This window comes from Piscinibacter sp. PDB5-1, assembly GCF_056676035.1.
Genome location: NZ_JBWVZL010000002.1, coordinates 562868 through 581827, shown reverse-complemented (window position 1 = coordinate 581827; position 18960 = coordinate 562868). Strand labels below are relative to the sequence as shown.

The window sequence follows — 18960 nt, the reverse complement described above, 5'->3', positions numbered from 1 at the left end:
TACGAAAACCGCATGACGCGGCTGTGCGTGGTATCCCGTACGTCGCCGAATGGCGCGTTTTCGGCGACGAGTGGAGCGCGCGGCCTCAGCCGCTCAAGCGACCCAGCGTGAGGCGCAGCACACGGTCGCACTTCGCGGCCAGCGTCTCGTCGTGGGTGACCATCACGAAGGCCATGCCCTGCTGGCGTGCCAGTCCGAGCATCAGCGCGAACACCGCATCGGCTGTGCCGCGGTCGAGGTTGCCGGTGGGCTCGTCGGCCAGCACGCAGGCGGGCTGACCCGCGAGGGCGCGGGCGATGGCGACCCGCTGGCGTTCGCCGCCCGACAACTGCGCGGGCCGGTGCAGCACGCGCTCGGCCAAGCCGACTTGGGTCAGCACGGCCTGCGCCTGGGCCCGGGCCTGGGCGGTCGGTACGCGGCGGATGCGCAGCGGCATCGCCACGTTGTCGAGCGCGCTGAACTCGGGCAGCAGGTGATGAAACTGGTAGACGAAGCCGAGCTGCCGGTTGCGCCACTCCCCCTGCGGGCCGGGGCTCAGGCGCGCGAGGTCGTGGCCGGCCAGTTGCACGGTGCCCTGCGACGGCGCTTCGAGCCCGCCCAGCAGGTGCAAGAGCGTGCTCTTGCCCGAGCCCGAGGCGCCGACGATGGCGACCGTTTCGCCACGGCGCACGTCGAGGTCCACGCCTTGCAGCACGTGCACGTCGAGCCCGCCTTCTTTGAAGCGCTTGTGCAGGCCGCGCGCCACGATCACCGGCACGTCGTTTGTCGCCACGTCATTCATAGCGAAGGGCCTCGGCAGGTTGCACGCGGCTCGCGCGCCACGCCGGGTAGATGGTGGCGACGAACGACAGCAGCAGCGAGATCAGCGTGATCGGCAAGATGTCGCCCGCCTGCGGGTCGCTCGGCATGCGGTTGATGAGGTAGATGCTGCCCGGCAGGAAGCTCGTGTTCAGCGCCCGCTCGATGGCTGGCACGATCACGTCGATGTTGCAGGCGATCAAGAGGCCGAGTCCCACCCCGCTGAGCGTGCCGATCACGCCCGAGGTCGCCCCTTGCACCATGAAGATCCCCATGATCGAGCGTGGGCTCGCGCCCAGGGTGCGCAAGATGGCGATGTCGGCGCGCTTGTCGGTCACCGTCATCACGAGCGTGGAGACGAGGTTGAACGCGGCCACCGCGACGATCAGCGTGAGGATGATGAACATCAACCGCTTTTCGAGCTGCACCGCGGCGAACCAGTTGCGGTTGGTGCGCGTCCAGTCGCCCACCACAAACTCGCTGCCCAGTTGCACCGACAGCTCGGCGCCCACCTGCCGCGCCTCGTGCAGGTCTTTCAGGCGCAGCTGCACGCCGGTCGGGCCTTCGACGCGAAAGAGCCGGGCCGCGTCGTCGAGGTGCATCAAGGCGAGCGTGCTGTCGTACTCGAAGTGGCCCGAGTCGAAGGTGCCGACGACCGTGAGCTGCTTCAGGCGCGGCACGATGCCGGCGGGCGTTATCTGGCCGCCGGGCGCGACGAGCGTCACGCTGTCGCCGATGCGCACGCCCAGCGTGCGGGCCAGCTCACCCCCCAGCACGATGCCCCAGCCGCCCGGCTTCAGTTGTGCGAGCGTGGTGTCGCGCAGGTCGCGCGCAAGGTCGGTGACGGTGGCTTCGTCGGGCGGCGAGATGCCGCGCACCATGGCGCCGCGCATGTCGTCGCCCCGCGCGATCAGCGCCTGCGTGGCGATGAATGGGGCTGCGCCGATCACCTGCGGGTGCCGCCTGGCGGCATTCGCGGTGGCTTGCCAGTCGGCCAGCGCGCCGCCGAAGGCGTTGCCGATCTCGACGTGCGCGATCACCGACAGCATGCGGTCGCGCACTTCTTTCTGAAAGCCGTTCATCACCGACAGCACGATGATCAGCGCCGCCACGCCGAGCGCGATGCCGAGCATCGACACGCCCGAGATGAACGAGATGAAGCCGTTGCGACGGCCCACGCGACCGGCCGTGGTGTAGCGCCAGCCGATCTGCAGTTCGTAGGGAAGACTCAACGCTTCACCCGGGGTGCCGCGAAGGGCAGAGCGAGCGAAGCAAGCGATCCGAAGAGCGAAGCGACTGTGGGGCTCATGAACTGCGCTCGATGCGGGCAAACGCGCTGTGGTTGTGGATCGACTCGAAGTTCTCGACGTCCACCGTGTAGCGCCCGATGCGGGCATCGGCGTTGAGCCGCAGCGCGACGTCGCGCACCAGGTCTTCGACGAACTTGGGGTTCTCGTAGGCGCGCTCGGTCACCCACTTTTCGTCGGCGCGCTTGAGCATCGGCCAGATCTCGCACGAGGCCGACTCTTCAGCGTAGCGCACGAGTTCGGTCCACGGGATGTCTTGCAGCAGCTCGGCGCGGATGGTCACGTGCGAGCGCTGGTTGTGCGCGCCGTAGTCCGAGATTTCTTTCGAGCACGGGCACAGCGACTTCACCGGCACCACCACCTGCGCCCACACGGCCTTGGTGCCGGCGCGGGCTTCGGCGATCCACGCGCCCTGGTAGTCGAGCAGGCTTTCCAGGCCCGACACCGGCGCACGCTTGCGGATGAAGAAGGTGAAGCGCGATTCGACCCGGCCTTCGGTGGCGTGCAGCTTTTCGAGCATGGCGTCGAACTGGGTGCGCAGCGCGGCGGCGTCGAGCGGCTCGGTCATGCCGTCGAGCCAGGCCACGAAGCGCGACATGTGCGTGCCTTTTTGCTCGGCGGGCAGGGCGACGTCCATGTCCCACACGCCAATGGTGGGCTGCACCGTCTTGCCGATGCGCACCTGCATCGGGTAGCGCACGTCTTTCACCCCCACGCGCTGGATGGCCAGGTGCCGTTCGTCACGCTCGCTTTGCGTGTCGGGGATGTGCAGCACGTCTTTCAAATGGGTCATGTGATTCATCGGGAACCTCTCGGTCCGCGCAGCAGGCGGGCCGGGCCGCAGGGGCCTTCACAAACATCAAGGCCGCAAGGATGACAGCATTCCCGCGGCCGTGGCATCGAACGTTCTGACGCCCTCGTTCAAAACAATCAATCGTCCGCGCTTCGGGGCCGCCCGCTCAGTTGTTGGCGGCCGGGCGCAGCAGGGTGGGCCGCGCGCCGAAGCGCTTGAGGATGGACTGCTCGATGCCTGCCGCGTCGAGCCCGCACAGGCTCAGCAGCTTGGCGGGGTCGCCGTGCTCGACGTACTCGTCGGGCAGGCCCAATTGCAGCACCGGCGTCTGCACGCCGGCGGCTTGCAGGCATTCGAGCACCGCGCTGCCAGCACCACCCCGGATGCAGCCTTCTTCAAGGGTCACCAGCGCGTCGTGGGTGCGGGCCAGCTCGAGCACCAGTTCGGTGTCGAGTGGCTTGATGAAACGCATGTTGGCCACCGTCGCGTTGAGCGTCTCGCCGGCATGCAGTGCCGGGTACAGCATCGTGCCGAAGGCCAGGATGGCCGTGCGCTCGCCGTTGCGGCGCACCTCGCCCTTGCCCCAGGGCAGCGCGTTGAGCGATGGCTCGGTGGCCACCCCGGCGCCTGCGCCGCGCGGGTAGCGCACGGCGACCGGGTGGTTCTGTTGGAAGGCGGTGGTCAGCAATTGGCGGCACTCGCGCTCGTCGGCGGGGGCCAGCAGGCTCATGTTCGGAATGCAGCGCACGAAGGCGATGTCGTACGCGCCGGCGTGCGTCGGGCCGTCGGCGCCGACTAGCCCCGCGCGGTCGAGCGCGAACACCACCGGCAGGTTCTGCAGCGCCACGTCGTGGATCAGTTGGTCGTAGGCGCGCTGCAAGAAGGTCGAGTAAATGGCGACCACCGGCTTCAGCCCTTCGCAGGCCATGCCGGCGGCGAAGGTGACCGCGTGCTGCTCGGCGATGCCCACGTCGTGGTAGCGCGCCGGGAAGCGCTGTTCGAACTCGACCATGCCCGAGCCTTCGCGCATGGCCGGGGTGATGCCGATCAGTCGCGGGTCGGCCTCGGCCATGTCGCACAGCCATTGGCCGAAGACCTGGGTGAAGGTGGTCTTGGGCGGCGTCGCCGGCTTCTTGATGCCTTCGACCGGGTTGAACTTGCTGGGCCCGTGGTACGCGATCGGGTCGGCCTCGGCCAGCTTGTAGCCGTAGCCCTTCTTCGTGACCACGTGCAGGAACAGCGGGCCGGTCTTGTCGCGCAGGTTTTCGAGCGTCGGGATCAGCGAGTCGAGGTCGTGGCCGTCGATGGGGCCGAAGTAGGTGAAGCCGAACTCTTCGAAGATGGTGCCCGGCACGACCATGCCCTTGGCGTGTTCTTCGAGGCGACGCGCCAGCTCGAACAGCGGCGGTGCGTTCTTCAGCACCTGCTTGGCGGTGTCGCGCGCGGCAGCGTAGAACTTGCCGCTCAGCAGGCGCGCCAGGTAGCGGTTCAGGGCGCCGACCGGGGGCGAGATCGACATGTCGTTGTCGTTCAACACCACCAGCAGGTTGGCGTTCGACACACCGCCGTTGTTGAGCGCCTCGAAGGCCATGCCGGCGGTCATCGCGCCGTCGCCGATCACGGCCACGCAGCGGCGCTCTTCGCCCTTGAGCTTGGCGGCCAGCGCCATGCCGAGTGCGGCCGAGATCGAGGTGGACGAGTGCGCGGTGCCGAAGGTGTCGTACTCGCTTTCGTCGCGCTTCGGGAAGCCCGACAGCCCGCCGAGCTGCCGCAACGACGCCATGCGCTCGCGCCGGCCGGTCAAGATCTTGTGCGGATAGGTCTGGTGGCCCACGTCCCAAACGATGCGGTCGGTGGGGGTGTTGAAAACGTGGTGCAGCGCGATCGTCAGCTCGACCGTGCCGAGGTTCGACGACAGGTGGCCCCCGGTCTGCGAGACGCTTTGCAGCACGTAGTCGCGCAGCTCGTCGGCGAGCTGCTTGAGGTCGTGGCGCGAGAGCTGGCGCAGGTCGGCCGGACTGTCGATGGTTTGCAGCAGCGGGTGTTTGTTCATGGCGTCTGCGTCCTAACTTTCTCGTTCCACGACCTTGTCGGCCAGCGATTGCAGCCGCGCGGTGTCGTTCAGGCCGCTGCGCGCAAGCGCTGCGTGGGCGGCCTGGCGCAGGGCTTCGGCTTGCGCCCGGGCTTCGTCGAGGCCGAGGATGCTCACGAAGGTGGGCTTGTTGTTGTCGAGGTCCTTGCCGGCGGTCTTGCCGAGGGTTTCGGACGCCTGGGTCACGTCGAGGATGTCATCGACCACTTGGAAGGCCAGGCCGATGGCCTCGCCGTAGTCCGCCAGCGCCTGCCAGGCCGCCTCGGTGGTGTTGCCGCAGGCGGCGCCCATCAAGACGCTGGCACGCAGCAGGGCGCCGGTCTTGCGGCGGTGCATGTCACGCAGCGCGCGTTCGTCGAGCGACAGGCCGACGCTGGCCAGATCAATGGCCTGCCCACCGGCCATGCCGCCGTGCCCAGCCGATCGCGCGAGCAGGCTGCACAAGCGCGCTTGCAGGGCCGGGGCGACCGCGTCGCCCTCGGGCGTCAGCACCTCGAAGGCCAGGGCCTGCATCGCGTCGCCGGCCAGCATGGCCTGCGCTTCGCCGAACTGCACGTGCACGGTCGGTTTGCCCCGGCGCAGCACGTCGTTGTCCATGCAGGGCATGTCGTCGTGGATCAGCGAGTAGGCGTGGATCAGTTCCACCGCGCAGGCCGCCCGCAACGCGGCCTCGCGCTGGCCGTCGACGCAGTGCGCTGCGGCCAGCACCAGCAGCGGGCGCAGGCGCTTGCCGCCGTCGAGCACGCCGTAGCGCATGGCCTCGCCCAGGCCGGCCGGCGCCTCACCCGGCACCCAGGCCGACAGGGCGGACTCGACGTTGTCGAGTTCGGTACGCGCCCAGGCCTCGAATTCGCTGGGGTCGGTGCGTTGGTTCATGCGTCTGTCCAGGGCTTGAGTTGGCCGTCTTCCAGCAGCTTGACTTGCGTTTCGACGGCTTGCAGCCGTGATCGGCAAAAGCTCAGCAAATCGGCTCCTCGCTTGTAGCCCTCGAGCAGACCTTCCAGGGGCATCTGGCCGCCTTCCATCGATGCGACCAGGCGCTCCAGTTCGCCGAGCGCCTCTTCATAGGTCGCCGGCAGGGCGGGACTCGCAGCAGGGGTCGCAGCAGAAGAGGCTTTGGCCATGGCGCTCGGGCAAAAGGCGGATTGTAGTCAGCGGCCAAGTGGCGCCCCAGCCACCCCGCCGCGCGAGGCCGGCGGATGCGGGAAATAGGGCAGAAGGTCGCAAGGTCGGTGTCGAGGCGCATCCCCTGGCGGCTACAATCCCGCCTTCGCCGTCAAGACTGCACCGTGCAGGGCGAAAACATCCCACCCGATGTTTCCCGCAAGGGGTAGCGGCCTGCCTTTGCCGCTTTCTCCCGAGGGAAGCGGCTCCCAAGCTGCTGCGGGTGGCGGGTTCATATCGGTATAGGAATCCTCGGGATCATGTCTGACCTGAGCCTCACCCTCGAAGCTCTAGAGCGCAACCGCTCGCAACTCCCCGTCCACGCCTACTTCGACGACGACCTCCATCGCCGCGAGATGGAGCTGATCTTCCAGCATGGGCCCCGCTACCTGGGGCACGAGCTGGCGATTCCGGAAGTGGGCGATTTCTACGCCTTGCCCCAAGAAGGGGAGGGCCGCGCGTTGGTGCGCACCGCCCAGGGCATCGAGCTGATCTCGAACGTGTGCCGCCATCGTCAGGCGGTGATGCTGCAAGGGCGTGGCCACGCCGGCAGCAACATCGTGTGCCCGCTGCACCGCTGGACCTACGACCTGCAGGGCCAACTGATCGGCGCGCCGCACTTCAAGAACGACCCCTGCCTGCACCTGAACAACTACAAGGTGCGCCAGTGGAACGGCATGGTGTTCGAGGACAACGGCCGCGACGTTGCGGCCGAGCTGTCACGCATCGGTCCCCGCGCCGAACTCGACTTCGCCGGCTATGTGCTCGACAAAGTGCACATGCACGAATGCGACTACAACTGGAAGACCTTCATCGAGGTCTACCTTGAGGATTACCACGTCGGGCCCTTCCACCCCGGCCTCGGCCAGTTCGTCACCTGCTCCGACCTGCGCTGGGAATTCGGCAAGCACCACTCGGTGCAGACCGTCGGCACGCACAAGGGGCTCGAGAAAGCCGGCTCCCCGGCTTACCGTCGCTGGCAGGACGCGGTGCTCAAGTACACCGGCGGCAAACCGCCCGCGCAAGGTGCGATCTGGCTCACGTACTACCCGCACATCATGGTCGAGTGGTACCCGCACGTGCTCGTCATCTCGACGCTGTACCCCAAGGGCCCGCAGAAGACGATGAACGTGGTCGAGTTCTTCTACCCTGAAGAGATCGTCGCGTTCGAGCGCGAGTTCGTCGAAGCCCAGCAGGCCGCCTACATGGAAACCTGCGTCGAGGACGACGAGATCGCCCTGCGCATGGATGCGGGGCGCCGCGCGCTGATGGAGCGCGGCGACAACGAGGTCGGGCCGTACCAGTCGCCGATGGAAGACGGCATGGAGCACTTCCACGGGTGGTATCGCCGCACCCTCAACTTCCGCGGCTGAAGGGGCCTCCGCCTGCTGCGCGCCGCGATCTTGAGCCTGTGCCGCTTGCCGTACGCCCGTACGGCAGCGTGGCTCGGCCCAACCTGGGGCCGCTCGCGACGGCGGCTGCCCCCTCAGCCCGTGCCGAGCGCAGTCGCGCAGGCGGCGGCACGAACGATCCGACGTTGTTAGCGTCGGCCCCATGCCTGCTTCCGTCCTGATGATCGTGTCGTCGTTGCTGTTCGCGACGATGGGTGTGTGCGTCAAGCTCGCCTCGGCCTACTACCCGGCGGGCGAGATCGTGTTCTACCGGGGCCTGGTGGGGGCGGTGCTGCTGTTCATCGTCGCCAAGGCCCAGCGCGGCAGCTTGCGCACGCAGGTGCCGGGCATGCACTTCTGGCGCAGCCTCACGGGGGTGATGGCGCTCAGCCTGTGGTTCTATTCGTTCGGCAACCTGCCGCTGGCCACGGCGGTGACGCTCAACTACATGTCGTCGGTGTGGATGGCGCTGTTTCTCATCGGCGGGGCGGTGATGCTGGGCACCTCGCGGGTCGATGGGCGGCTGATCGCCACGGTGCTGATGGGCTTCGTGGGCGTCGGGCTCATCCTGCGGCCGACCATCGAGCAAGACCAACTCTGGCACGGCCTGATCGGCCTGTTGTCGGGCATGCTGGCCGCCACGGCCTACCTGCAGGTGACGGCGCTCGGCCGTGCGGGCGAGCCCGAGTACCGCGTGGTCTTCTACTTCTCGCTCGGCGGCACGGTGGCCGGCGCGGCCAGCATGCTGTGGACTGGCATGCACAGCCACACCTGGCAGGGTTTTGCCCTGTTGATGGCTGTGGGCACGCTCGCCAGCGTGGCGCAGTTGCTGATGACGCGGGCCTACGCGACCGGCAAGACCCTGGTCAATGCCAGCTTGCAGTACCTGGGCATCGCGTTTTCGTTTGTCTATGGCGTGCTGATCTTCGATGATCCGGTGACCTGGATGGCGCTGATGGGCATGCTGCTCATCGTCGGCGCGGGCCTGGGCGCGACGCAGCTGCGCAGCAAGACCGCCCCGAAAGACGCCACCACCACCGTCAACGAAGGCTGAAGGAGACCCGGCATGAGCATGGCGCTCACCACCTCACCCCTGATCGACGCCCCGGCGCTGCAGGCCTTGCTCGCCTCGGGCCACCCGGTGGCCGTGCTCGATTGCAGCTTCGACCTCGCCGCGCCCGACGCCGGCGAACAGCAGTACGCGCAGGGCCACATCCCCGGTGCCCGCTTTGCGCACCTCGAACACAAGCTCTCGGGGCCGAAGGTCGGCGCCGACGGCGTCTTTCGCGGCCGCCACCCCTTGCCGGACCGCGACGTGTTTGCCGCCTGGCTGGGCGAATGCGGCATCACCCCCGCACACCGCGTCGTGGCCTACGACCGCCAGGGCGCGATGTTCGCGGCGCGGGCCTGGTGGCTGATGCACTGGATGGGCCACCCCGACGTGCTCGTGCTCGACGGCGGCTGGCCCGCCTGGCAGGCCGCTGGCTTGCCCATCGAAGCCGGGCTGCCGGCCCCACGCACCGCCACGCCGCCGTACCCCACGCGCGAAGAGGGCTGGGTCACCTGGACGGCCGAGGCGCTTCAGGCGCGGCTCAAGCACGTGCGCCTGATCGACGCCCGCGCGCCGGAGCGCTTCGAAGGCCTCGTCGAACCGCTCGACGCGGTGGCCGGGCACATCCCCGGCGCGGTGAACCGTTTCTTCAAGGACAACCTGCAAGCCGACGGCCGCTTCAAGCCCGACGAGACCTTGCGCGCCGAGTTCATCGCGCTCATCGGCCCCGGCCACGAGCACTTGCCCGTCGTACACCAGTGCGGCTCGGGCGTCACCGCGTGCCACAACCTGCTGGCCATGCAGGTGGCCGGCCTCGATGGCGGGGCGCTGTACCCGGGCTCGTGGAGCGAATGGTCTTCGCAGCCCGATCGCCCCATGGTGCGCGCGCCGGGTTGACCTTCGCCGGCTGCGCGCACTAAGGTCGGGGCCGGGCCACCGGCCCGATCACCGATGGAGGCGACCATGTTCCAGCGAATCCTCGTGCCCACCGACGGCTCCGACATCAGCGGCAAGGCCACCGAGATGGCCCTCGGCCTGGCGCGCGCCACCGGCGCCAAGCTCTTCACCATCAGCGTGAAAGAGCCGTTCCCGTACAGCGCGATTTCTGAGATGCAGCCCACGCCGCCGCAAGAGTTTCTGGATGCGCAGGAGCGCATCGCCGCGGCCCGCGTCAAAGAGGTGCAAGACGCCTGCACGGCAGCGGGCCTCGCCTGCGAGGGCCACACCGTCGAGGCCCTGCACCCCTGGGAGGCCGTGATCGAACACGCCGACCGCGAGCACTGCGACCTCATCGTGATGGCCTCGCATGGCCGCCGCGGGGTGACCGCGCTGCTGCTGGGCAGCGAAACGCAGAAGGTGCTGACCCACACCAAGATCCCGGTGCTCGTGGTGCGCTGAGCACCGCCGGGCGGGCCCGGATGGACCCCCTCAGTGCGTGTGAAGCACGTTCACCACGGCCGTCACCACGGCCAGGCCGGCGCCCAGCCAGGCGATCTGCGTCAGCGTTTCTTTCAGGGGCAGGCGGTGCTGCAACTGTGGGATGAGGTCCGCCACCGCCACGTAGATGAAGCTGCTCGAGGCCACCACCAGCAGGTACGGAAAGAGCTGCTCCCACGGCCCGACGACCACGTAGCCCAGCACGCCGCCCAGCACGGCCGCCAGCCCAGACAGCCCGTTGTAGAACAGCGCCTTGCGGCGTGAGAAGCCCGCGTTGAGCAGCACGATGTAGTCGCCCACCTCTTGCGGGATCTCGTGGCACACGATGGCCAGCGCGGTGATGATGCCCAGCTGCGTGTCGGCCAGAAAGGCGCCCGCGATGATCACGCCGTCGCAGAAGTTGTGGATGCTGTCGCCGATCAGCACGCTCCAGCCGCCCCGCCCGGCCTGCTGGCGGTCGAAGCCGTGGTGATGGTGGTGGTGGTCGTCTTCGTGGTGGTGGCCGTGGCGGTACAGCTCGGCCTTCTCAAGCAAGAAGAAGAACAGCAGGCCCGCCAGCAGCGTCAAGAACAGGGCATGCGGCGCCGCGTTGCTCTCGAAGGCCTCGGGCATCACGTGCAGCAGCGCCGTGCCCAGCAGCACGCCGGTCGAGAGGCTGACCAGGTGGTGCACCACGCGGCTGAGCACCGTGACGGTGAGGCTGGCCGAGATGAGCACCGACAGCAGTCCACCCGAGAACGTGGCCGCGAGGATGTAGAAAAGTGTCATGCCGGTCGGTGCTGATGAATCGGGCGTGTGATCGTCTCGGTCCGCGGGCCTGGCAGCCTTCGGACTCACAACAAAAAAGCCGCACAGCGGCGGCTTTGTGCGGTGGCGCGCGGCCTGAGCCGCTGAAGGTCAGGCCACGCCGTTCGCCTTGAACCAATCGAGGCAGCGCTTCCATCCGTCCTCGGCGGCTTCCTTGCGGTAGCTGGGCCGGTAGTCGGCGTGAAAGGCATGCGGGGCGTCGGGGTAGACCACGAATTCGGACTTCTTCGCCGCACCGCTGCCCGAGGCCAAAGCGGTTTTCATCTTATCAATGGTGTCAAGCGGGATGCCCGTGTCGGCCCCGCCATACAGCCCCAGCACCGGGCCGGCGAGCTTGCCGGCCACGTCCACCGGCTGCTGCGGCGTGATGGGGGAGGCCGTGCCCACCAGCCGCCCGTACCAGGCCACGCCGGCCTTCACGGCCGGGTTGTGCGCGGTGTACAGCCAGGTCATGCGGCCGCCCCAGCAAAAGCCGGTGACGCCGAGCCGGCCCGCGTCACCGCCGTGGGCCTTCGCCCAGGCGACAGTGGCGTCGAGGTCGCGATACACCTGCTCGTCGGGCACCTTGGCAATGATCTCGGACAGCAGCTTGCTGATGTCCATCGGCGCCTTCGCGTCGCCTTGGCGTACGAAGAGCTCGGGGGCGATGGCCAGGTAGCCGCGCTTGGCGAAGCGCCGGGCCACGTCGGCGATGTGTTCATGCACGCCGAAGATCTCCGAGATGACGATCACCACCGGCAGGTTCTTCTTGCCCTCGGGCGCTGCGCGGTAGGCCGGGAGCTTGAAGTCGCCGACCGGGATGCTGACTTCGCCGGCGGTCAGGCCGTCGCTGTCGGTCTTGATCGTCTGAGCGCTCACCGGCAGCACGGCGGCGGCGAAGCCCGAGCCCACGGTGGTCTGCACGAAGTCACGGCGGCTGAAGTCGCGGGTCGGGGTGAGGCTGTTCACATCGTCACGAAGCATGCGGGTCTCCTTGGGGGATGCACGAAGGTGTCTGGCCGAGCGGCTGCTGATGGCGCGGCGCATTCTAGGAAGAAGGGCCCCCGGGCTGCAGGGGCCGAGCCCATGCCCCTGAAGTGGAGCTGTCGCAAAAAGCCAAGACAATGCCGCGCATGACTTCCATGCGCTCTTCGGCGTCGCTTCCCGACGACCTGCGGTGGCCGGACCACCTGGCCGCCATCGACCTCGGCTCCAACAGCTTCCGCCTCGAAATCGGCCAACTCAGCCCGGGTCGCTACAAGCGCATCGACTACCTCAAGGAAACCGTTCGCCTGGGCGGCGGGCTCGACGCCGACAGCCTGCTGACCGAAGCCGCCATGCAACGCGGCCTGGCCTGCCTGGCGCGTTTCGCCCAGCGCCTCGAAGGCTACGACCCGTCGCAGGTGCGGGCCGTGGCCACGCAAACCCTGCGCGAGGCGCGCAACCGCGACGCGTTTCTCGCACGCGCGCAAACCGTGCTCGGCCACCCCATCGAGGTGATCTCGGGCCGCGAAGAAGCCCGCCTCATCTACGCTGGCGTGGCGCGCCTGCAGCCGAGCGAAGAACCCCGGCTGGTGATCGACATCGGCGGGCGCTCGACCGAGATGATCCTCGGCCGCGGCCGCACGCCGATCCGCGCCGAGTCCTTCCGCGTGGGCAGCGTGAGCCTGTCGATGCGCTACTTCGCCGATGGGCGCTTCACCGAGCAGGCCTTCCGCGCCGCGCAGGTCGCGGCTGGGGCCGAACTCGAAGAAGCACTCGAACCTTTCGCCCCGCAGCACTGGCGCGAAGCGCTGGGCTCGTCGGGCACGGCCGGTGCGGTGTCGCAGCTGCTGGCGGCCAATGGCATGAGCGACGGCGCGATCACCCCCGAAGGCCTGCGCTGGTGCATCGCCCAGTGCCTCAAGGCGGGCCGCATCGACCGGCTCGACCTCGGCGGCCTGAAAGACGATCGCCGCGCGGTCATCGGCGGCGGGCTGGCCATCCTCTACACCTTGGTCACGCACTTCGGCATCGAGGTGCTGCACCCCGCGCGCGGTGCGCTGCGCCAAGGCGTCATCTTCGACCTCGACGACCGCTTGCATGCGGGTGGCGCAGAGCCCGACGCAACCGGCGAAGCCGCCGACATGCGCGACGCCTCGGTGCGCGAGCTGCAGCGCCGCTTCGAGGTCGATGCCGCCCAGGCGCGCCGCGTGGCCACCGTCGCGCAGGTGCTCTACGCGAGCGTCGCGCCGCGCGGCGACACCCAGGCCAAGCGCGAGCTGGGCTGGGCCTGCGCGCTGCACGAGATCGGCATGATGGTCTCGCACCACGACCACCACCGCCACAGCGCTTATATCGTCGGGCACGTCGATGCGGCCGGCTTCTCGCAGTCGCAGCAGCGGCGCCTGGCCGACCTGGTGCTGGCGCAGCGCGGCGGCCTGCGCAAGGTCGAGGCGCAGCTCGCGCAAGAGTCGTTCGCGTGGCAGGCCATGTGCCTGCGCGTGGCGAGTTTGATCTGCCATGCGCGCACCGATGTCGATGCCGGCGCGGTGAGCCTGCACCGGCAGGGCAACGAAGCGCTGCTGGCCTTCACGCCTTCGTGGGCGGCGGCGCAACCGCGCACCCTGTTCTTGCTGCAAGAAGAAGTGCAGGCCTGGGACCGCGTCGGGATGCTGAGCCTGGTGCTGCCGGAGTGAGCCTGGGGTGACGCAAGACCCGGCCGTCCTGCGCCGCCTGCTGCGCGCCAAGGACCGCATGGACGCAGCCTCGCACGAGGCGTGGCCGGTGCACCGCCTGGCCGAACTCAGCGGCGTGTCGCCGGCCCACTTTGCGCGCTCGTTCAAGCAGGCCTTCGGCATTCCCCCGCACCGCTACCTTCTCACGCGCCGCATCGAGCAGGCGGTGGCGCTGCTGCGTGACACCGAACTGTCGATCACCGAGATCGCCTTCGCCACTGGCTGGGAAAGCCTCGGCACCTTCGGCCGCACCTTCCGAGACATCGTGGGCCAGGACCCGAGCGCCGCGCGACTGCAGGCCCGCGAAAGCGCGCAGCAGATCGACCGCGTGCCCGCCTGCGTGCTGAGGGCCGCGCAGCGCCCGGACCTTGCCACAGCAGTTTCGGAGAAGCGCCGCCGCGAGGCCGCCGCTACAAACGCGTCACGGTCAACCAACAAGGAAAAACCATGACTCAAAACCTACAACCGCAGGGCATCGGCGTGGTCGGTGTGTACGTCGACGACCAGGACGCGGCGCTGGCCTTCTATGTGGACAAGCTCGGCTTTCGGGTGCACACCGACGTGCGCAACGGCAGCTACCGCTGGCTCACGGTGCAGCACCCGGACCAACCCGCCTTCCAGCTCGGCCTGTTCGTGCCCGGCCCGCCGGTTCACGACGAGGCCACGGCCAGCACGCTGCGCGCGATGGTGGCCAAGGGCGCGATGCCGCCGCTCGTGCTGAACGTGGTCGACTGCCGCGCCGCCTACCGGCACTTGCGCGAGCGCGGGGTCGAATTCACGCAAGAGCCGGTCGATCGCTACGGCAGCGTCGATGCCGGCTTTCGTGACCCGGCGGGCAACGGCTGGAAGATGATCCAGGCGCCCCGCGGGTAGGCGCAGCACCCCACGCAGGGTCGGTGTCGGGCCCCTCAGCGCCTCACAGGCAGTCCGGTCCCATCACCGCCTGCAGCACCACCTGCGTGGCGCCTTCGCGTTCGCGCTGGCGCAGCCACCAGACCGCGCCTTTCTTGATCGACCACGGGTGCGGCATGCCGGTCAGCAGCAGCGCTGCGACCTCGCCCAGCGTGGGCTGGTGGCCGATCACCAGCACGGGCTCGTTCGCTTCGGGCCAGCGCGCGGCGCTGAGCACGGCTTCGGGCGTGGCCTCGGGGGCCAGGCCAGGCAGTGTCTTGAACGAGCGGTCGAGCGCCTTGGCCGTCTGCTGCGTGCGCAGCGCCGGGCTCACGAGGATGCGCGTCGAATGTGCGAGCCGCTGGTTCAGCCACTCGGCCATGCGCTGGGCCTGGCGCTCGCCCTTGGGCGTGAGCGCGCGTTCGAGGTCGTTCTGGCCTTCGCGGATGACGTGCGCCTCGGCGTGCCGCCACAGGATCAAGTCCATCACACCTCCTCGCCATGCAGCCGCATCAGCGCCTGTTGTGCGCTGGGTCCGTCGGTGCCCACGCGCAGGTAGCTGCCGTCGGCCTGCTGCTGCCAGGCGTCTTTGCCGTCGTGCAGGTAGGGCACCAGGCATTCGTCGATCACGCGCTGGCGCAGCTTGGGGTGGTGCACCGGCCAGGCCACCTCGATGCGGCGGAACATGTTGCGGCTCATCCAGTCGGCGCTCGACAGGTACAGCGCCTCGTCGTCGCTCGACGTGCCCCAGCGAAAGTACAGCACGCGCGAGTGTTCGAGCAGCCGGCCCACCACCGAGCGCACGCGGATGCGGTCGGTGAGACCGGCGATGCCCGGTGGCAGCATGCAGGCGCCGCGCACGATCAGGTCCACGTCGGCGCCGGCCTGGGCGGCGGCGATCAGCGCCTCGATCAGCGGGATGTCGGTCAGCGCGTTGATCTTCGCCACGATGCGCGCCGGCTTGCCGTCGAGCGCCGCCTGGCGCACGCGGTGGATCAGCCCGAGCGTGTGTTTGTGCAGCGTGAACGGCGCCTGCAGCAGGTGGCGCAGCGGGCGCGTCTTGCCCAGGCTGGCGAGCTGCTGGAACACGGCGTCGGCGTCCGAGGTGAGGTCGGCGTCGGCGGTGAGGTAGCCCACGTCGGTGTAGAGCCGCGCGGTCTTGGGGTTGTAGTTGCCGGTCGAGAGGTGGGCGTAGCGCTTCAGGCGGTTGCCCTCGCGGCGCGTGACGAGCAGCATCTTCGCGTGCGTCTTCAGGCCGACGATGCCGTACACCACCTGCGCGCCCACCGCTTCGAGCCGTTCGGCCCAGTTGATGTTGGCCTCTTCGTCGAAGCGCGCCTTCAGCTCGACGACGGCCATGACCTCTTTGCCGCGGCGGGCCGCTTCGATCAGCAGGTCCATCAGCGGCGATTCGCTGCCGGTGCGGTAGATCGTCTGCTTGATGGCGAGCACGTCGGGGTCGTGCACGGCCTGTCGCAGAAAGTGCACCACCGGCTCGAACGATTCGTAGGGGTGGTGCATCAGCACGTCGCCCTCGCGCAGGCGCTCGAAGATCGACGCGTCGCGCGACAGGCCCGCGGGCCACGGCGCGTTGTGCGGCGCGAAGCGCAGGTGGGGCGCATCGGCCGCGTCGATCAGGGCGTTGAGCCGCACCAGGTTGACCGGCCCGTTGACCAGGTACAGCGCCGCCGGCGGCAGCGAAAACTGTTCAAGCAAAAAGGCCGACAACTCCGGCGGGCAGGTGTTGACCACCTCCAGGCGAATGGCCTGGCCGAAGTGACGCGTGGTCAGCCCCGAGCGCAGCGCCTGGCGCAGGTTGGTGACGTCCTCTTCATCGACTTCGAGGTCGGAGTCGCGGGTCAGGCGGAACTGCGAGAACGCCTCGACCTCGCGGCCCGGAAACAGCTCGTCCAGGTGCGCGCGGATCACGCTTGACAGCAGCACGAAGGCCTGCCCGCCTTCGGCCAGGTCGTCGGGCAGGCGCATCACCCGCGGCAGCACGCGCGGCACCTTGACGATGGCGATGCTGTTCTCGCGGCCGAAGGCGTCTTTGCCGCCCAGGCGCACGATGAAGTTCAGCGACTTGTTGGCCACCTGCGGAAAGGGGTGCGAGGGGTCCAGCCCCACCGGCACCAGCAGCGGTCGCACCTGGCGCTGAAAGAACAGGCTCACCCAGCGGCGTTGCGCCTCGTTGCGCTCGGCGTGGTTCAGGATGTGGATGCCCTGCTGCTTGAGCGCCGGCATCACCTCGTCGTTGAACACCGTGTATTGCAGGTCGATCAGCTCGTGCGCGTCGGCGGCCACCGATTCGAGGTCGCGGTTCGACACGCCCGCGTTGGGCATGCGCGCGGACTCGATGTAGTCCGCGAAACGCACCTCGAAGAACTCGTCGAGGTTCGACGACACGATGCAGATGTAGCGCAACCGCTCCAGCAGCGGCACGTCGTCGCGGCGTGCCTGTGCGAGCACACGGCGGTTGAATTCGAGGATGGCGCGTTCGCGGTTGAGCAGAGGCGGCAACGACACGGCAGGGGCGGCAGGAGCGGGAGGCATCAATTCAGTTTATGAACGTTTTGCGACGGTTTCGTGACCGTCATGGTCTTGTCATGTGTCACGGCCGGCGACTGCACCGGCACCAGGTGGCCGATGAACTCTCGGCAGACCTGCGCCCAGTCCATCTGCTGCGCGCGGCGGCGCGCGTTCGCGCGGGGTACGTCGAGCGCCTGCAGGGCGGCGGTGCGCAGGTCGTCTTGCAGCACACCGCCGTCCGTGCCGTCACCCCGGGGTTCGAGCACGTCGAGCGGTCCGGCCACCGGGTAGGCCGCGATGGGCGTGCCACAGGCCATGGCTTCGAGCATCACGAGGCCGAAGGTTTCGCTGCGCCCGGGAAAGACGAACACATCGGCCGCGCTGTAGACGCGCACGAGCTCGTGGCGCGGCACCACACCGCGCCAGTGCACCTGCGGGTACTGCCGCTTGAGGAGCGACTCAAGTGGCCCCACACCATAGACCAGTTTCGAGCCGGGCAGGTCGAGGTCGAGAAAGGCCTCGAGGTTCTTCTCGGGGCTGAGTCGGCCGACGTACAGAAACACCGGCCGGGGCAGGCCCAGGTCGGCGCCCAGTTCGGGTTGGAAGAGGCTGAGGTCCACGCCGTGCGACCAGTGGCGCAGCGGCGCGAAGCCGTGGCCTTGCAGGATTTCGTACATGCCCGCGCTCGGCACGAGGATGCCGCTCGACGGCGCATGGAAGCGCCGGAACCACCAGTAGCCCCAGCGCTCGGGAATGTGCAGCGCCTTGGCGAGGATGTCCGGAAAGCGTGTGTGGAAGGCGGTGGTGAACTTCCAGCCCCGGCGCAGGCAGTGCTTGCGCGCGGCCGTGCCCAGCGGGCCTTCGGTGGCGATGTGCACCGCGTCGGGCCGGGCTTCGTCGAGCAGGCGAGCCACCTGCCGGTACGGGCGCCAGGAGAGTTCGATCTCGTTGTAGCCCGGCATCGGGAAGCGCCTGAACTGCGAGGGCTCGACCAGCAGCACCTCGTGGCCGGCGGCCTGCACGCCGGCATGCAGCTCGACCAGCGTCGTCACGACGCCGTTGACTTGGGGTTGCCAGGCGTCGGTGACGAGGGCGAGCTTCATGCGAGGGCCGCCGCTTTGGCCGGCACGCGGCGCTCGCGCATCTCTTGCGCCCAGTCGAGGATTTCGAGCCGCCCGTCGGCGTGTTCGACCAGCGCGGTGAGGCTCTCGACCCAGTCGCCGTCGTTGCAGTAGAGGATGCCGCCGATGTCGCGCATCTCGGCATGGTGGATGTGCCCGCACACCACGCCGTGCACGCCGCGCTTGCGCGCCTCGCGGGCCACGGCCTCTTCGAAGTCGCCCACGTAGCTGACCGCGCGCTTGACCTTGAGCTTGAGGTACTTCGACAGGCTCCAGTACGGCAGCCCCATGCGCGCGCGCAGTGAGTTGAGGTGGCGGTTGAGCTTGAGCGTGAACTCGTACAGCGTGTCGCCCACGTGGGCCAGCCACTTGGCGCATTGCACGACGCCGTCGAACAGGTCGCCGTGCATGATCCACAGCTTGCGGCCGTCGGCCGTCTCGTGCACCCAGTCTTCGGCCACGTCGATGCCGCCGAAGTTGTGCTCGACGTAGCGGCGCGCGAATTCGTCGTGGTTGCCGGGGATGAAGACCACGCGCGTGCCCTTGCGCGCCTTGCGCAGCATCTTCTGGATCACGTCGTTGTGCGCCTGCGGCCAGTACCAGCTGCGCTTCAGCTGCCAGCCGTCGATGATGTCGCCGACGAGGAAGAGGTGCTCGCTTTCGACGTGCTTCATGAAGTCGAGCAGGGCCCGGGCCTGGCAACCGGGCGTGCCCAGGTGCAGGTCCGAGATCCACACGCTGCGGTAGCGGTGCTTGCGCCCGCCGCTGTCGTCGGGGTCGGGGTCCGAGCGCTCACCGGGCGGCGGTGTTTCGGTCCATGCGCGGAGGAGGGCGGCGTCGATCTGCATGGGCCTTGATCGTCACGCCGGGCTGTGACCGGGGC

Annotated in this window: 19 protein-coding genes; 7 read left to right on the top strand and 12 right to left on the bottom strand. The window is 68.6% G+C overall.

Annotated features, from left to right (window positions below; all coding sequences use genetic code 11):
* Positions 1-85: 85 nt before the first annotated feature.
* The 6 genes from AC1KAT_RS10035 to xseB all read right to left on the bottom strand — a co-directional run bounded on the left by AC1KAT_RS10035 (position 86) and on the right by xseB (position 6114).
* Entirely contained in the window at positions 86-781 is a 696-nt protein-coding gene (locus AC1KAT_RS10035) for an ABC transporter ATP-binding protein (protein WP_480325361.1), read from the bottom strand.
* The gene (locus AC1KAT_RS10030) at positions 774-2030 is read right to left on the bottom strand and encodes a lipoprotein-releasing ABC transporter permease subunit (RefSeq protein WP_480325359.1); all 1257 of its coding nucleotides are present in this window, start codon (positions 2028-2030) and stop codon (positions 774-776) included. Before AC1KAT_RS10030 ends, AC1KAT_RS10035 begins: the two co-directional genes overlap by 8 nt.
* Before the next feature lie 73 nt (positions 2031-2103).
* Positions 2104-2898 carry a GTP cyclohydrolase FolE2 gene (folE2, locus tag AC1KAT_RS10025; protein ID WP_480326535.1) on the bottom strand — a complete coding sequence of 265 codons (795 nt, stop codon included), beginning with the start codon at positions 2896-2898 and terminating at the stop codon, positions 2104-2106.
* A 166-nt stretch (positions 2899-3064) separates the two neighbouring features.
* Positions 3065-4951: a 1-deoxy-D-xylulose-5-phosphate synthase gene (gene dxs / locus AC1KAT_RS10020; protein WP_480325357.1), complete on the bottom strand. Its 1887-nt coding sequence runs from the start codon at positions 4949-4951 to the stop codon at positions 3065-3067.
* A 12-nt stretch (positions 4952-4963) separates the two neighbouring features.
* A complete protein-coding gene (locus tag AC1KAT_RS10015; protein ID WP_480325355.1) occupies positions 4964-5866 on the bottom strand; it encodes a polyprenyl synthetase family protein in 903 nt (300 codons plus the stop codon).
* Positions 5863-6114 carry an exodeoxyribonuclease VII small subunit gene (gene xseB / locus AC1KAT_RS10010; RefSeq protein WP_480325353.1) on the bottom strand — a complete coding sequence of 84 codons (252 nt, stop codon included), beginning with the start codon at positions 6112-6114 and terminating at the stop codon, positions 5863-5865. The genes AC1KAT_RS10015 and xseB overlap by 4 nt, the downstream gene beginning before the upstream one ends.
* Positions 6115-6414: 300 nt before the next feature.
* On the opposite strand from xseB, the gene AC1KAT_RS10005 reads away from it, so the two are divergent.
* From AC1KAT_RS10005 to AC1KAT_RS09990, 4 genes are all read left to right on the top strand, one after another.
* Positions 6415-7527 carry an aromatic ring-hydroxylating oxygenase subunit alpha gene (locus AC1KAT_RS10005; protein WP_480325351.1) on the top strand — a complete coding sequence of 371 codons (1113 nt, stop codon included), beginning with the start codon at positions 6415-6417 and terminating at the stop codon, positions 7525-7527.
* A gap of 181 nt (positions 7528-7708) precedes the next feature.
* A complete protein-coding gene (locus AC1KAT_RS10000; protein WP_480325349.1) occupies positions 7709-8599 on the top strand; it encodes a DMT family transporter in 891 nt (296 codons plus the stop codon).
* 12 nt (positions 8600-8611) lie between these two features.
* Positions 8612-9493, top strand: a complete 882-nt coding sequence (locus tag AC1KAT_RS09995; RefSeq protein ID WP_480325347.1) for a sulfurtransferase — start codon at positions 8612-8614, stop codon at positions 9491-9493.
* A 66-nt stretch (positions 9494-9559) separates the two neighbouring features.
* Entirely contained in the window at positions 9560-9994 is a 435-nt protein-coding gene (locus AC1KAT_RS09990; RefSeq protein ID WP_480325345.1) for a universal stress protein, read from the top strand.
* 30 nt (positions 9995-10024) lie between these two features.
* Here the strand turns inward: AC1KAT_RS09990 and AC1KAT_RS09985 are convergent, their stop codons facing one another.
* Both AC1KAT_RS09985 and AC1KAT_RS09980 read right to left on the bottom strand, forming a co-directional pair.
* Positions 10025-10801, bottom strand: coding sequence for a ZIP family metal transporter (locus AC1KAT_RS09985; RefSeq protein ID WP_480325343.1), 777 nt, complete (start codon positions 10799-10801; stop codon positions 10025-10027).
* Positions 10802-10930: 129 nt separating this feature from the next.
* On the bottom strand, positions 10931-11803 hold the full coding sequence (locus AC1KAT_RS09980) for a dienelactone hydrolase family protein (RefSeq protein ID WP_480325341.1): 873 nt from the start codon (positions 11801-11803) through the stop codon (positions 10931-10933).
* Between the two features lie 149 nt (positions 11804-11952).
* Between AC1KAT_RS09980 and ppx the strand changes: the two genes are divergently transcribed.
* The 3 genes from ppx to AC1KAT_RS09965 are packed head-to-tail and all read left to right on the top strand — an operon-like array spanning position 11953 to position 14409.
* The gene (gene ppx, locus AC1KAT_RS09975) at positions 11953-13497 is read left to right on the top strand and encodes an exopolyphosphatase (protein WP_480325339.1); all 1545 of its coding nucleotides are present in this window, start codon (positions 11953-11955) and stop codon (positions 13495-13497) included.
* A gap of 58 nt (positions 13498-13555) precedes the next feature.
* Entirely contained in the window at positions 13556-13987 is a 432-nt protein-coding gene (locus tag AC1KAT_RS09970; RefSeq protein ID WP_480326533.1) for a helix-turn-helix transcriptional regulator, read from the top strand.
* On the top strand, positions 13984-14409 hold the full coding sequence (locus AC1KAT_RS09965) for a VOC family protein (protein ID WP_480325337.1): 426 nt from the start codon (positions 13984-13986) through the stop codon (positions 14407-14409). The genes AC1KAT_RS09970 and AC1KAT_RS09965 overlap by 4 nt, the downstream gene beginning before the upstream one ends.
* 43 nt (positions 14410-14452) lie before the next feature.
* On the opposite strand, the gene sixA is transcribed toward AC1KAT_RS09965, so the two are convergent.
* From sixA to AC1KAT_RS09945, 4 genes are read right to left on the bottom strand one after another with little or no spacing between them, the layout of a single operon-like run.
* Positions 14453-14914, bottom strand: coding sequence for a phosphohistidine phosphatase SixA (gene sixA, locus AC1KAT_RS09960; RefSeq protein WP_480325335.1), 462 nt, complete (start codon positions 14912-14914; stop codon positions 14453-14455).
* Positions 14914-16980 (bottom strand): polyphosphate kinase 1, encoded by a 2067-nt coding sequence (gene ppk1 / locus AC1KAT_RS09955; protein ID WP_480325333.1) that lies wholly within the window; start codon positions 16978-16980, stop codon positions 14914-14916. Before ppk1 ends, sixA begins: the two co-directional genes overlap by 1 nt.
* Positions 16980-18059: a glycosyltransferase family 4 protein gene (locus tag AC1KAT_RS09950; RefSeq protein WP_480325331.1), complete on the bottom strand. Its 1080-nt coding sequence runs from the start codon at positions 18057-18059 to the stop codon at positions 16980-16982. Before AC1KAT_RS09950 ends, ppk1 begins: the two co-directional genes overlap by 1 nt.
* Complete coding sequence (locus AC1KAT_RS09945; RefSeq protein ID WP_480325329.1) at positions 18056-18925, bottom strand: UDP-2,3-diacylglucosamine diphosphatase; 870 nt, start codon at positions 18923-18925, stop codon at positions 18056-18058. The genes AC1KAT_RS09950 and AC1KAT_RS09945 overlap by 4 nt, the downstream gene beginning before the upstream one ends.
* Positions 18926-18960 lie beyond the last annotated feature (35 nt).

Bases quoted from the DNA above. Each gene is read 5' to 3' on its own strand.
- AC1KAT_RS10035 (WP_480325361.1), bottom strand. From the start codon at position 781: ATGAATGACGTGGCGACAAACGACGTGCCGGTGATCGTGGCGCGCGGC.
- folE2 (WP_480326535.1), bottom strand. From the start codon at position 2,898: ATGACCCATTTGAAAGACGTGCTGCACATCCCCGACACGCAAAGCGAG.
- dxs (WP_480325357.1), bottom strand. From the start codon at position 4,951: ATGAACAAACACCCGCTGCTGCAAACCATCGACAGTCCGGCCGACCTG.
- AC1KAT_RS10015 (WP_480325355.1), bottom strand. From the start codon at position 5,866: ATGAACCAACGCACCGACCCCAGCGAATTCGAGGCCTGGGCGCGTACC.
- xseB (WP_480325353.1), bottom strand. From the start codon at position 6,114: ATGGCCAAAGCCTCTTCTGCTGCGACCCCTGCTGCGAGTCCCGCCCTG.
- AC1KAT_RS10005 (WP_480325351.1), top strand. From the start codon at position 6,415: ATGTCTGACCTGAGCCTCACCCTCGAAGCTCTAGAGCGCAACCGCTCG.
- AC1KAT_RS10000 (WP_480325349.1), top strand. From the start codon at position 7,709: ATGCCTGCTTCCGTCCTGATGATCGTGTCGTCGTTGCTGTTCGCGACG.
- AC1KAT_RS09995 (WP_480325347.1), top strand. From the start codon at position 8,612: ATGAGCATGGCGCTCACCACCTCACCCCTGATCGACGCCCCGGCGCTG.
- AC1KAT_RS09990 (WP_480325345.1), top strand. From the start codon at position 9,560: ATGTTCCAGCGAATCCTCGTGCCCACCGACGGCTCCGACATCAGCGGC.
- AC1KAT_RS09985 (WP_480325343.1), bottom strand. From the start codon at position 10,801: ATGACACTTTTCTACATCCTCGCGGCCACGTTCTCGGGTGGACTGCTG.
- AC1KAT_RS09980 (WP_480325341.1), bottom strand. From the start codon at position 11,803: ATGCTTCGTGACGATGTGAACAGCCTCACCCCGACCCGCGACTTCAGC.
- ppx (WP_480325339.1), top strand. From the start codon at position 11,953: ATGACTTCCATGCGCTCTTCGGCGTCGCTTCCCGACGACCTGCGGTGG.
- AC1KAT_RS09970 (WP_480326533.1), top strand. From the start codon at position 13,556: ATGGACGCAGCCTCGCACGAGGCGTGGCCGGTGCACCGCCTGGCCGAA.
- AC1KAT_RS09965 (WP_480325337.1), top strand. From the start codon at position 13,984: ATGACTCAAAACCTACAACCGCAGGGCATCGGCGTGGTCGGTGTGTAC.
- sixA (WP_480325335.1), bottom strand. From the start codon at position 14,914: ATGGACTTGATCCTGTGGCGGCACGCCGAGGCGCACGTCATCCGCGAA.
- ppk1 (WP_480325333.1), bottom strand. From the start codon at position 16,980: ATGCCTCCCGCTCCTGCCGCCCCTGCCGTGTCGTTGCCGCCTCTGCTC.
- AC1KAT_RS09950 (WP_480325331.1), bottom strand. From the start codon at position 18,059: ATGAAGCTCGCCCTCGTCACCGACGCCTGGCAACCCCAAGTCAACGGC.
- AC1KAT_RS09945 (WP_480325329.1), bottom strand. From the start codon at position 18,925: ATGCAGATCGACGCCGCCCTCCTCCGCGCATGGACCGAAACACCGCCG.